Here is an 11938-nt window from a genome sequence, read left to right as displayed (position 1 = left end):
TGCGTATTCCTGATGTTTGTTTTTGGAATCCGGAAACCAAATCGCGGGCAAGTCGGATCGCCGCCCGCTCGCTCCTACAGATCACACATAACCTGTAGGAGCGAGGCTTGCCCGCGATAGCGGTGGCGTGCCTGGCGCTACTTAATAACCGCGCTCGAGATTCGCCGGGTTCTCCAACGGCTGCCCGGCAAGAAAACGTTCGAGATTGGCCAGGAAGCCATCGGCGATGTCATGCCCGCTGTTGGTGGAGATCGCCGAGGTATGGGGTGACAGCCGCACCCGCGGGTGGCGATACAGCGGGTGGCCGTCGGGCAGGGGTTCGGGGTCGGTGACATCCAGCGAGGCCAGGCCGATGCGCCCGCTGTCCAGCGCGTCGAGCAGCGCCGCATCCTCCAGCAGGCCACCGCGGGCGATATTGATCAGGTGCAGGCCGGGCTTGGCGCTGGCCAGCACCTGGCGATTGACGATATGCCGGGTCGCCTCGGTCAAGGGCGCGGCCAGCACCAGATGGTCGCTGCGGCTGAACAGCTCATGGATGTCCCGCGCCGCCTCTACGCCCTCGACCTCGAACGGCGCCTGGCTCTGGCGCAGGGCGAGCACATTCAGGCCCAGGGCCCGGGCCTTGCCCGCCAGGCTGCGGCCGATCGCGCCAAAGCCGAGAACCCCCAGGGTGCTGCCCTTGAGCGGGGTCAGCGCGGTGAAATGCCACTGCGCGTCATGCACCCAGATTTCGGGCAGGTGCTTGGCCGCGGCGAAGATCGCGGCCAGGGCGAACTCGGCGATGTTCTCCGCCGCGTTGCCACGCAAGGTGCTGACCGGCGGGCCGTTGAACAGCCACCGGGGGTAGAAGTCGATGCCCGACGACACCACCTGGATCCAGCGCAGCGCATAGGGCCAGCCCGGAGGCGGGGTGTCCGGCGCCAGGTAACCGCGGACATTGATCGGCCGCGCCAGCAGGATGCTGACCTCGGCCGGCAGGTCGCTGGGCACGCCGGCGGGCACGTCGAGCACCCTGGCCCCGGGGTGGGTCTGCTCAAGGCGCTGGCGGATCACCGCGTTGAAGTCGGCATCCAGTTGGCTGGCGATAACGAGTGGGGTCATGACTTGTCCTTGTTCTGACGCTGGGCGAATACCGCCTTGCCGACGCCTTGCAGCACGGCATCGTTTTGCGGGGTGTGGACACGACCGCACAGCACATCGCGGTAATGCCGTTGCAGCGGGCTGTGGCGCGACAGGCCGGGGTTGCCGGAAGCCTCGATGGCCAGCTCGACCGCGCGAATCGCGTTGCCGGTCACCAGGTACTTCAGTTGCGCGGCGTTGCTCGCCGGCGTATGGCCCTCGGCGGCGGCATCCAGCAGGCTGCGGTTGGCGAACAGCAGGGTGTCGATATGGCCGACGGTTTCCTGGAAGCGCGGCAGGGTCGCCAGGGCGGCGCCGAGGTTGGACGGCTTGCGCGTCTCCAGCCAGCCCACCAGCCAATCCCGCGCGGCCTGGGCGATGCCGTCGTAGACCGCCGACAGCAGCACCGCCATCCACAGGAAACCCTCGCCATCCAGCTCCGGCTGCGGCGCGCTCCAGGGGCTGACGCTGACGGCGTGGTCCAGCGGCACCAGCACGTTGTCGAACAGCACTTCATGGCTGCAGGTGGCGCGCATGCCCAGGTGGTCCCAGTCCTCGACGATGCGGATGCCAGGAGTGTCCTTGTGCACCAGCCAGGCGCCGACCAGCGGGTCTTCGTCGGTGCTGCGGGCCCAGACGCTGAACCAGCTCAGGCCATGGCTGCCGGTGGAGTAGATCTTGCGCCCGCTGAGGCGCCAGCCGGCGGCGGTACGCCGGGCGATGGTCGCCGGCAGGCCGCCGCGGGCCGGGGTGCCGAGGTCGGGCTCGACCCGCAGGGCGTTGATCAGCGCACCGTCGCGCACCGCGTCGCCGGCCACCCGCAGGCGCAGGGCTTCGGGCCAGCTCTGGCTGTCTTGCAGGCGCGAGTGCTGCAGGTACTGCATGACCAGGATCAGCGCGGTGGAGGGTTCGCCCTTGGCCACCGCGCTGATGACCTTGCGCGCCTGGGCCAGGCTGGCGCCGCCACCGCCCAGGTGCTTGGGCACCGTCAGGGCCAGCAGGCCATGCTGGTGCAGCAGGGCGAAGTTGTCCCGGGGAAAGGCGCCGCTCTCGTCATACAGGTGGGCCGTGGCGCCCAGTTGCTGGCCGATGCGTTGCAGCAAGGCGTCGAAGTCGGCGACCTCGACCGGGTGCAGCACGGGCGGCAGGGGAGAAGAAAGACTCATGGTGACTTCACTCGATCAAGGTGGCTGGGAGCCGGCTCATAGCGGCAGCAAGGCAAAACTTCGGTCCCACAGGGGGCTGACGTCGAGCCGTTCGCTGAGCACGCCGGAGTCGAAGAACAGGTCGGCGACCGCCTGCTGCGAGGCGATGGCCTGGTCGTTGACGGCGATGATTCGCGACGGCTGGCTGCGGTTGTTGTACATGTCGAGAAACACCGCCTTATCGACGCCCAGCAACTGCGCCGACTTGCTCGCCCAGGGCTCGGGGTTGTCGTTGATCCATTCCAGGGTGCGCGCCTGGCGCCGGATGTAGTCCTGGATCGCCTGCTTGCGCAGCGGCTCTTCCAGGGCCGCGGGCCGTGCGGCGATCAGGTAGTTGCCGGACAGGTAGCCGAGGGCGGTCTTCAGCACCCGGGCGCCGCTGCGGAATTTCGCCAGCTGGATAAACACGCCATAGATCACCCAGGCATCCAGCTGGCCGCTCTGGAAGGCGCTGAAGCCGTCCTGGGGCGTGAGCGCCACCGCAGTGATGTCGTTCAGGGTCAGGCCCTGTTCCTTCAAGGCCTTGATCAGGAAATAGTGCGAGGTGGTGGAGCGCACGTAGCCGACGCGCTTGCCGCGCAACTGCGCGACCGACTCGACCTTGGAGTCCTTGGGAATCAGGAACACCTGGTTGTTCACGTCGCCTTGCAGCACCGCGATCAGGCGTGGCTGGCGATGGCTCTGGATCGAGAAGATCGGCGGGATCTCGCTCATCCCGCCGACATCCAGGCTGCCCGAGGCCAGGGCCTCGACGATCAGGTTGCCGCCGGCGAACTCCGAGTATTCGACCTTATAGGGGGTATCGGCGGTGCCGGCGTCCTCGACAAAATAGGAGTCCTGCCCACGGTAGGTGGCGACCCCCAGGGTCAGGTCGGCCAGGCTGTTGTTCTGGGCGAACGCGCGGGGCGTAAAACCCAGAGATGACAGCCCCAGCGATGACAAGCCCAGGGCGCCAACGGCCAGCGAGCTGGCGGCGAGGAAGCCGCGACGGTTGAGGTATTCGCTCATGCCACGGCCTCGCTCTGGGCTGCATCGGCCTGGGATGGCTCGGCGTAGCGGTTGGCCGGCACCGGCAGGCCGAGGTTGTCGCGCAGGGTCTGGCCGCTGTACTCATCGCGGAACAGGCCGCGCTGTTGCAGCACCGGCACCACCCGCTCGGTGAAGTACTGCAGGCCGTCCGGCAGCAGCGAGTTGATGATAAAACCGTCGGCCGCACCACCTTCGAACCAGATTTGAATGGCGTCGGCGACCTGCTCGGGGGTGCCGACAAAATCACGCCGTGGCCGCGAGAAGCGCAGGGCCACTTCGCGCAAGCTCAGGCCCTCGTCGCGGGCCAGCTGCTTGATCCGCTCCGAGCCGCCTTTCTGGCTGTTGGCGCCCAGATCGCCAAGCTCGGGGAAGGGTGCGTCCAGCGGGTACTGGCTGAAATCATGGTCGTTGAACGGCCGGCCAAGGGCGACGATCGCATCTTCGATGCTCACCAGCGCCACCGCCTGCTGGTAGCGCTCTTCGACCTCCGCGGCATCGCGGCCGACGATCGGGCGGATGCCGGGCAGGATCGACAGCAGCTGTGGATCGCGGCCAAAGCCGCTGGCGCGGCGTTTCAGGTCCTGGTAGTAGGCGCGCGCTTCGTTGAAGTCTTCGGGGCTGACGAAAATCGCATCGGCATTCTCGGCGGCGAAATTGCGCCCGTCCTCGGAGGTGCCGGCCTGGAAAATCACCGGCTGGCCTTGCCGGGAGCGGGCGATGTTCAGTGGGCCTTTCACCGAGAAGAATTCACCCTTGTGCTCCAGCGCATGCAGCTTGCCGGGGGTGAAGAATTCGCCGCTCTGCTTGTCGTAGGCGAAGGCGTCGTCTTCCCAGGAATCCCACAGCCCCTGGACCACCGCCACATGTTCCTTGGCGATGCGGTAGCGCACGGCATGGGGCGGATGCTCGGCCTTGCCGAAGTTGTCGGCGGTGCCGCTGAGCCAGGAGGTGACCACGTTCCAGCCGGCGCGACCGCCGCTGATATGGTCCAGCGAGGCGAGCTGGCGGGCGACCTGGAACGGCTCGGTGTAGCTGACGGTGACGGTGGCCACCAGGCCGATATGCCGGGTGCTGGCGGCCAGGGCCGAGAGGACGGTCAGCGGCTCGAAGCGGTTGAGGTAGTGCGGGCTGGACTTTTCATGGATGTGCAGGCTGTCGGCGATGAACACGAAGTCGAACTTCGCCGCCTCGGCCAGTTGCGCCTGCTGTTTATAGAAGTCGAAGTTCACGCTGGCGTTGGCCAGGGCCCGCGGGTGGCGCCATTCGCCCCAGCCGTGACCGACGCCATGGACCATCGCGCCGAGTTTCAATTGACGTTGTTTGCTCATGGTGATGCTCCTGAATCCGTAGTCTGGTTAGCGGGATGCCTGGTTGAGTTGCACGCGCGGGGCGTTGAAGCTCTTGTCGAAGCCCTGGGAGACGTCGATGGGCCGGCTGAGGATGCCTTCCTCGCGGTAGATGTCCGCGGTGGTTTGCAGGCCGCCGATGACCTGGTCGTCGATCGCCACCGGCTGCATGTGCGTGGCCTGTGCCACCGCCAGGTGCACGGCCAGCGGCAGGCCGGTGACCTGGGCCTGGGCGGCGGCGAACTCCTGGGGATGAGCGTTGGTCCAGCGGTAGGCGCGATCGACCCGGGCGACGAAGTCTTCGAGCTGCTGGCGTTTGTCGGTGATCGCCTGGCGGGTGGCGGCCAGGTACAGGTGGTTGCTCAGCAGGTTGTCGCCGCTGACCAGCACCTTGGCCTGGCTCTGGGTGGTGGCGATGGTGGTGTAAGGGTCCCAGGTCGACCAGGCGTCGGCGCTGCCGTTGTCCAGGAGGATGCGCGACTCGCTGGGCAGCAGGTAGATGAACTGCACGTCCCGGGTGCTCAGGCCGACGCTGCGCAGGGCCTTGATCGCCAGGAAGTGGCCGATGGAACCGCGGGTGGTGACGATGCGCTTGCCCTTGAGGTCGCGGGCATCGTTCAGCGGCGAGTCCCTGGGCGCCAGAATGGCCGTGGTGTAGCGCCCCTCGGCGTGGACGATGCTGACCACCTTGAGCGGCGCACCGGCGCCGAGGGCGAACACATAGGGCGCATCGCCCAGGCCGCCGATGTCCACGGCGCCGGCATTCAGCGCCTCGCCCAGGGGCGCGGCGGCGGGGAATTCGGAGAACTGGATTTCATAGGGCACGTCCTTCAGTTCGCCGGAGACTTCCAGCAGGACCTTGATCGTCGACTTCTGATTGGCCACCCGCAGCGGTTGCAGGTCGGCGGCCTGCGCCGTGGCGGCAAGAGCAAAAGTGACAGCCAGCAACAGCGGGGTGAGGAAGGGCAGGGTAACGCGCATGACGACAGGCTCCAGGCGGGTGTCGGTGGTTAGGGTCACCTCCGCCTGGAGAAAGGGGTCGGTCCGGGTGTTGCGTCAGGTGGCTCATGGGCCGGTGAAGGCACATAAGCCGGGCTGTTTCAGATCACGCGGTTCAGATCACATAAAAACCGTGGGTGCCGTCGCGGGCCAGCTGCTCCACCAATCCGAACTCCCAGTCCAGGTAGGCTTGCATGGCTTCGCGGGGGTTATCGGTGCCCTCGTAGGGCCGGCGATAACGGTCGATGCGCGGCGAGGCCAGGCGGGTTTCGCCCGTTTCCAGCGGCAGCTGCGCGTCAATCCAGCTGGCGGTGCCCTGGTGCAGCAGGAACACCGGCTTGCCGGTCAGGGCCTCGACCTCGGCGACCGCCAGCCGCGCCAGCTGGCTGCTGCCGCAGGTCAGCACATAACGCTCGGCCGGCGGCAGCTTGGCCAGAACCTCCGGCAACTGCGCGCGCAAGGCCCACCAGGCGCCCGGGATATGCCGTTTGACGTAGTTGGCGCTGCTGGTGAAGTCCAGCACCAGGCTGTCGCCTTCGGCCAGCCACTGGGCCAGGGTCTCGGGGCTGATTTCCTCGGCCTGCGGCGCTGCGGGCACCGGTGCCTGCCACGGGCCTTGTTCGCTGAAATGCGCGGGCTGCAGGTCATCCAGCACGTAGACCTGCCAGCCCAGCTGGGCCAGCCAGGACGCGGACATATTGGCGCGCACGCCATCGTCGTCCACCAGCACCAGGCGCGCGCCGCGCACACTGGCGAAGTGATCGGTTTCCTGCACCAGTTGCCCGCCGGGGGTGGAGCGGGCCGCGGGCAGGTGGCCGGCCTCGAATTCTTCCGGGGTGCGCACGTCGAACAGGTAGGTGCTGCGCTGCGTTTCCTGCTGCCAGCGTTGCAGGTCGTCGAGGCTGGCGCGGCCCACCCGCGCCTTGTCGGCCACTCGCCGGGCGTCATCGGCGGCGACAGCGCGATGGGCTTCGCTGGTAGGTGCGAAGCGCCGCGACTGGCCGTGCTCCAGCGCCTGCCCGGCCAGGGTCCAGCCGATGGTGCCGTTGCGCAGGGCAGCCACCGGGTTGGCGATGCCGGCGTTGATCAGCGACTGGGTGCCGATGATGCTGCGGGTGCGGCCGGCGCAGTTGACGATGATCCGGGTCGCCGGGTCCGGCGCCAGCTCGCGGGCGCGCAGCACCAGCTCCGCCCCCGGCACGCTGATGCCACGGGGAATGCTCATGGTCTGGTATTCGTCGAAGCGCCGGGCGTCGAGCACCACCAGGTCCGCCTGGCTGTCGAGCAGGGCCTGGACTTCTTCCGCCGCCAGGGACGGCGTATGCCGTTGGCTTTCCACCAGTTCGCCGAAGGCCTTGCTCGGCACATTGACATCGATGAACAACTCGCCGCCGGCGTCGCGCCAGCCGTCCAGGCCGCCTTCGAGCAGGCTCACATTGCTGTAGCCCAGCGCTTGCAGGCGCTGCACCGCGCGTTCCGCCAGGCCTTCGCCATGGTCATAGACGGTGATTTGGGTATCGCGCCGGGGAATGCGCGCATACACCTCCAGCTCCAGTTTCGACAGCGGGATATTGGCGGCGAACAGCGGATGCCCCTGGGCGAAGGGCGCCTCTTCGCGCACATCGACGAGGGCCAGCTCTTCACGGTTCAGCAGCGCCTGGCGGATCTGCGGGTAAGAGCGGGTAGGTGCTGTGCTCATAGGGCTTGGCTCTCTTTGGACAGGTCCCAGATATTGGGCAGGAAGGCGTTGGAATAACCGGAAATGAACAGTTTTTCGCTGCCGTCGGCTTGGTACACCGCGCGGCGCACGGCACCGATATTGGCGCCGTAGACATGGATGCTGATCGACACCTGATCGTCGAAGGCATTGCTGACCTGATGGATGTCACCGATCTTCGGCGACACCGCCTCGACCTGGCCGGGCAGCAGTTGGATCCGCTGGCCCTCGGCCCGCAGGCTGCCGTCGCTGTGGCGGGCGAAACCTTGTGAGTACTCCGAGCCGCGCAACATGCCGATCAGCCCCCAGACCCGGTGGTCGTGGATCGGCGTGCGTTGCCCCGGCCCCCAGACAAAACTGACGATGCTGAAGCGCTGCCGGGAATCGGCATGCAACAAATACTGTTGGTAGCGCTCCGGATCGGGGCGGGCGAAGTCCTCGGGCAGCCAGTCGTCATGGCTGACCAGCTGGGCCAGCAGCTTGCCGCCGCGGTGCAGCAGGTCGCCTTCGCGGGGGTGGCTGTCGATCAGCTCCGCCAGGGCGCCTATGAATGCTCTGAGTCTCTCCGGGTGTCGGGCCTGGGTCATGGCGACTCCGTGGTCGTGGTCTAAGTTCGATATCAGGGTTCGTTATCAGGATTTAAGCATAATGATTTTTCTTAATATGCTATTTTTTTATGATTAGGTTATAGCTGAAAGGAATTTAGAACCCATGTGAATAGCGTTAGACGTTATCGATAGATGCGCCAGGCTATCCAGCTACGCGCATTCAAACTATGCTTTTCGAACATCTTAATGACTGTTCTCTATGTGCGGGCCAAATGAAAATTGATGATATCGACGCCTTTGTCGAAGTGATTCGTTGCCAGTCCATCAGCCATGCCGCCGAGACCTTGCAACTGACGCAACCGGCGATCACCCGGCGGGTGCAGAACTTCGAGCAGGCCTTGGGCGTGGAGCTGTTCGACCGCAACACCAAGCCGCTCAAGCCCACGCTGATCGGTACCCGGGTGTACGAACAGTGCCGGCTGATCCTGCGGGAAATGGATGCCCTGCGCGAACTGGTGGCCACCGACGCGCCGCCCACCGGGCTGTTGCGCCTGGGCGTGCCGCAGACCATCGGCGATGTGGTGCTGCTCGATGCCCTCAAGCACCTGCGCGTCGAATACCCCGAACTGCGCGCCCAGGTGGCCACGGGCTGGGGCAGCCAGCTGGTGGGCAAGATCGAGCGCGGCGAGCTGGACGCGGCGGCCGCGCTGTTCCCGGCCGGCAAGATCTTCCCGGACAACATCATTGGCGAGTCGATCGGCAAGATGGAATTGGTGGTGGTCTGCGCCAAGGCGCAGTTGCCCAAGCGCCCGTGCAAGCTCGCGGACATTTACCAGAACGGCTGGATTCTCAATCCGGACGGCTGCGGCTTCCGCGCCGGGCTGCAACGCACCCTGTCGGACCAGGGCCTGGCCCTGCGGGTCAACCTGGAAACCTTTGGCACCGAGTTGCAGTTGGGCCTGGTCGCCGATGGCCTGGGCCTCGGCCTGGTGCCGCGGCCGTTGCTGGAGCGCAGCGCCCACCGCGAGCAACTGGCGGCGATGCCGCTCAAGGACTTCAAGCCGGTGATGGACCTGTGGCTGATCTACCCGCATTTTCTCGGCAACCTGCAAGGGCCGGTGGATGCCTTTGGCAAGCTGGTCGCCGGCTCGCTGCAGAAGATCAAGAGTGCCGCGTGAGTGGTTGAAAGAGGGCAAGGGCAGGGCGGTTTAAAATAAAAAATAATGATAATTAGCTTAGATTAAAATGTGCTTTTTATTATCTTTTGCCTTCCCCTAGGCTTGCTGGAGTTCCTTCAAGGCCATCCAGGAAGTTTTGCCATGAGCAGCGTCAGCCCGTTATCCAGCGTCTCGAAAAATGTTCGCCAGCGTGTCAGCCCCGAAGAGTGGGAGGTGCGCGTGAAGCTCGCCGCGGCCTACCGGCTGGCGGCCTTGTACAAGTGGACCGATCACATCTACACGCACTTTTCCGCGCGGGTGCCGGGGCCCGACGAGCATTTCCTGATCAACGCCTTCGGCTTGCTGTTCGACGAAATCAGCGCTTCCAACCTGGTCAAGGTCGACATTGACGGCACTATCGTCGACGACCCCACGGGCCTCGGGATCAACTACGCCGGTTATGTGATCCACAGCGCAATCCATGGCGCCCGTCCTGACCTGCAGGCGGTCCTGCACACCCACACTCGCGACGGCATCGCGGTGTCCGCCCAGCGCGACGGCCTGTTGCCGATCTCCCAGCACGCCATCGGCTTTTCCGGACGCGTGGCCTACCACGGCTATGAAGGCATCGCCCTCGACCTCGACGAGCGCGAACGGCTGGTGGCGGACCTGGGGGACAAGAGCGTGCTGATCCTGCGCAACCACGGGCTGCTCACCGCAGGCATCAGCGTCGAGCATGCGTTCCAGCAACTGCATTACCTGGAGCGCGCCTGCAACATCCAGATCGCCGCCCAGGCCAGCGGCAATACCGAGCTGATCTACCCGCCGGCCGAGGTGGTGGCCAAGGTCGAGAAGCAGGCCGAAGCCTTCAAGAGTGGCGACGGACCGGGCGTCGCCCGGCACTGGAATGCGCTGATCCGCCAGTTGGAGCGCAGCGATACGGCTTATAAGGAGTGATGGTACGGACACAGAAACGCGCTTACGTACTGTGGCCGCCGGCGTAGCCTGCGATTGGCTTGGGCGGCATTCCGACCCGGCAGCCGTGAATCCGCAACATGCGGTCTGCCTGACAAACCGCAGTCTCCGGTTTTGCGTCTGCTGCGCAGCCGATCGCAGCCTTCGGCAGCGGCTACAAGGCATCCATCCAGCAGGCGTGATGCTCTGTAGCCGCTGCCGAGCGAAGCGAGGCTGCGAACGACCGCGCAGCGGTCGCCAAACCAAACGCCGCCGCAGTTCAGTGATACCGCATCGTCAGGTTGGCGGGGCTATGCCCCGATCGCAGGCTGCGCCAGCGGCTACAAGGTATGCATCCAGCAATGAGCGATGCTCTGTAGCCGCTGCCGAGCCGAAGCGAGGCTGCGAACGACCGCGCAGCGGTCGCCAGGCCAGACGCCGCCGCAGGTCAGTGATAGCGCGTCGTCAGGTTGGCGGGGCTGTGCCCCGATCGCAGCCTGCGGCAGCGGCTACAGGACGATCAGGGCTCTATGCGTCGGGGTCCAGCTCAGGCAACTTTTTCCGCGGCCAGCCGCTCGCGCTCGGCCACCAGCTTGCGGGTCAGCGGGATCAGGCGCTGGCCATAGTCGATGGCGTCCTCGAGCGGGTCGAAGCCGCGGATCAGGAAGGTGGTGATGCCCAGGTCGTAATAGTCGAGCAGGGCTTCGGCCACTTGCTCCGGGGTGCCAACCAGGGACGTCGAGTTGCCCTGGGCGCCGAGCAGCCCGGCGATGCCGGTCCATAGGCGCTTGTCCAGGCGCGAGCCCTGGGCCGCTGCCGCCAGCAGGCGGCGCGAACCTTCATTCGGTGGTTCGCGGCGGACAAAACCGTTCTGCTCGGCGAGGGCCGTAGCCTGCTGCAGGATGCGCTCGGCGCGTGCCCAGGCCTGCTCCTCGGTGTCCGCCAGGATCGGCCGCAACGACAGGCTGAACCTGATGCTGCGACCATGCCTGGCGGCCTCGGCACGCACCTGGCTCACCACTTCGCGCACCTGCTCGTAGGTTTCGCCCCACAACGCATAGACGTCCGCATGTTTGCCAGCCACGGCGATGGCCGCCGCCGAGGAGCCGCCGAAATACAGCGGGATGTGCGGCTGTTGCGGTGACTGCACCGCCGAATACGCACCCTCGACCTGGTAATACTGGCCTTGATAGTCGAAGGGCTGGCCGCTGGTCCATTCCTGGCGCAGCACGTCCAGGTATTCGTCGGTGCGGGCGTAGCGCTGGTCCTTGTCGATGTAGCTGCCGTCGGCACGCAGTTCGCGATCGTCGCCACCGGTGATGATGTGCACCGCGGTGCGCCCGCCATTGAACACATCCAGGGTGGTGAACTGGCGCGCGGCCAGGGTCGGCGCGGCGAAACCCGGGCGATGGGCGATCAGGAACTTGAGCTTTTTCGTCACGCTGGCGGCGTGCGCGGCGATCAGGGTGCTGTCCGGGCTGTTGGAGTGGAACGCCACCAGGGCGCGGTCAAAGCCGGCGTCTTCATGGGCGCGGGCGACTTTCTCCACGTAGTCGGGTTGCAGCACGGGGCCGCTGCGCGGGTGGATTTCCGAGGCGTGGTGGCCGCCGATAAAACCGATGAATTCGATACTCATGGTGGATTCCCTGTTTTCTTCCAATAGTTTTTCAATAGGCGTGATTCAGCCTCCACCGGGCAAGGGGTCGGTCCGTGGTGTCGAAAGTAGGCGCAGCGCGGCGGGGTGTGAAATGCCGTTTTGTTCTAAGTTAATTATTAAATTAACTGATTATTTAAATATTCCTGTATCAGTAATGTGCATTTTATAGCGCTGCATCCGCATACCCGGCAAAGGGCGTTGGCCGAG

10 protein-coding genes are annotated in these 11938 nt (G+C 65.6%); 2 read left to right on the top strand and 8 right to left on the bottom strand.

Annotation, left to right across the window (positions count from 1 at the left end; translation table 11 throughout):
- Positions 1-141: 141 nt before the first annotated feature.
- The 7 genes from J4D28_RS21805 to J4D28_RS21775 all read right to left on the bottom strand — a co-directional run bounded on the left by J4D28_RS21805 (position 142) and on the right by J4D28_RS21775 (position 8002).
- Entirely contained in the window at positions 142-1101 is a 960-nt protein-coding gene (locus J4D28_RS21805; protein WP_103331952.1) for a D-isomer specific 2-hydroxyacid dehydrogenase family protein, read from the bottom strand.
- The gene (locus J4D28_RS21800) at positions 1098-2285 is read right to left on the bottom strand and encodes an acyl-CoA dehydrogenase family protein (protein ID WP_103331953.1); all 1188 of its coding nucleotides are present in this window, start codon (positions 2283-2285) and stop codon (positions 1098-1100) included. Before J4D28_RS21800 ends, J4D28_RS21805 begins: the two co-directional genes overlap by 4 nt.
- Before the next feature lie 36 nt (positions 2286-2321).
- Complete coding sequence (locus tag J4D28_RS21795; protein ID WP_103331954.1) at positions 2322-3332, bottom strand: ABC transporter substrate-binding protein; 1011 nt, start codon at positions 3330-3332, stop codon at positions 2322-2324.
- Positions 3329-4681: an LLM class flavin-dependent oxidoreductase gene (locus J4D28_RS21790; protein ID WP_103331955.1), complete on the bottom strand. Its 1353-nt coding sequence runs from the start codon at positions 4679-4681 to the stop codon at positions 3329-3331. Before J4D28_RS21790 ends, J4D28_RS21795 begins: the two co-directional genes overlap by 4 nt.
- 27 nt (positions 4682-4708) lie before the next feature.
- The gene (locus tag J4D28_RS21785; RefSeq protein ID WP_028684017.1) at positions 4709-5680 is read right to left on the bottom strand and encodes an ABC transporter substrate-binding protein; all 972 of its coding nucleotides are present in this window, start codon (positions 5678-5680) and stop codon (positions 4709-4711) included.
- Between the two features lie 133 nt (positions 5681-5813).
- Positions 5814-7397, bottom strand: a complete 1584-nt coding sequence (locus J4D28_RS21780) for a rhodanese-related sulfurtransferase (protein WP_103331956.1) — start codon at positions 7395-7397, stop codon at positions 5814-5816.
- Positions 7394-8002 carry a cysteine dioxygenase gene (locus tag J4D28_RS21775; protein ID WP_041983742.1) on the bottom strand — a complete coding sequence of 203 codons (609 nt, stop codon included), beginning with the start codon at positions 8000-8002 and terminating at the stop codon, positions 7394-7396. The genes J4D28_RS21780 and J4D28_RS21775 overlap by 4 nt, the downstream gene beginning before the upstream one ends.
- Before the next feature lie 233 nt (positions 8003-8235).
- Between J4D28_RS21775 and J4D28_RS21770 the strand changes: the two genes are divergently transcribed.
- Together J4D28_RS21770 and J4D28_RS21765 are read left to right on the top strand one after the other, a co-directional pair.
- Positions 8236-9141, top strand: a complete 906-nt coding sequence (locus J4D28_RS21770) for a LysR family transcriptional regulator (protein ID WP_103331957.1) — start codon at positions 8236-8238, stop codon at positions 9139-9141.
- 141 nt (positions 9142-9282) lie between these two features.
- Complete coding sequence (locus J4D28_RS21765; RefSeq protein WP_053269079.1) at positions 9283-10077, top strand: class II aldolase/adducin family protein; 795 nt, start codon at positions 9283-9285, stop codon at positions 10075-10077.
- A 544-nt stretch (positions 10078-10621) separates the two neighbouring features.
- Here the strand turns inward: J4D28_RS21765 and J4D28_RS21760 are convergent.
- Complete coding sequence (locus J4D28_RS21760; RefSeq protein ID WP_028684015.1) at positions 10622-11710, bottom strand: LLM class flavin-dependent oxidoreductase; 1089 nt, start codon at positions 11708-11710, stop codon at positions 10622-10624.
- Positions 11711-11938: the final 228 nt, after the last annotated feature.

Source organism: Pseudomonas sp. GW531-T4, assembly GCF_017349615.1.
GTDB lineage: Bacteria > Pseudomonadota > Gammaproteobacteria > Pseudomonadales > Pseudomonadaceae > Aquipseudomonas > Aquipseudomonas chlororaphis_I.
The sequence above is the reverse complement of the archived record's forward strand: the minus strand, read 5'-3'. Positions and strand labels throughout refer to the sequence as shown.

What these genes read in the sequence shown, in the direction of transcription:
- J4D28_RS21785 (WP_028684017.1), bottom strand. Translation starts at nt 5,680, where the DNA reads ATGCGCGTTACCCTGCCCTTCCTCACCCCGCTGTTGCTGGCTGTCACT.
- J4D28_RS21760 (WP_028684015.1), bottom strand. Translation starts at nt 11,710, where the DNA reads ATGAGTATCGAATTCATCGGTTTTATCGGCGGCCACCACGCCTCGGAA.
- J4D28_RS21780 (WP_103331956.1), bottom strand. Translation starts at nt 7,397, where the DNA reads ATGAGCACAGCACCTACCCGCTCTTACCCGCAGATCCGCCAGGCGCTG.
- J4D28_RS21775 (WP_041983742.1), bottom strand. Translation starts at nt 8,002, where the DNA reads ATGACCCAGGCCCGACACCCGGAGAGACTCAGAGCATTCATAGGCGCC.
- J4D28_RS21765 (WP_053269079.1), top strand. Translation starts at nt 9,283, where the DNA reads ATGAGCAGCGTCAGCCCGTTATCCAGCGTCTCGAAAAATGTTCGCCAG.
- J4D28_RS21795 (WP_103331954.1), bottom strand. Translation starts at nt 3,332, where the DNA reads ATGAGCGAATACCTCAACCGTCGCGGCTTCCTCGCCGCCAGCTCGCTG.
- J4D28_RS21770 (WP_103331957.1), top strand. Translation starts at nt 8,236, where the DNA reads ATGAAAATTGATGATATCGACGCCTTTGTCGAAGTGATTCGTTGCCAG.
- J4D28_RS21805 (WP_103331952.1), bottom strand. Translation starts at nt 1,101, where the DNA reads ATGACCCCACTCGTTATCGCCAGCCAACTGGATGCCGACTTCAACGCG.
- J4D28_RS21790 (WP_103331955.1), bottom strand. Translation starts at nt 4,681, where the DNA reads ATGAGCAAACAACGTCAATTGAAACTCGGCGCGATGGTCCATGGCGTC.
- J4D28_RS21800 (WP_103331953.1), bottom strand. Translation starts at nt 2,285, where the DNA reads ATGAGTCTTTCTTCTCCCCTGCCGCCCGTGCTGCACCCGGTCGAGGTC.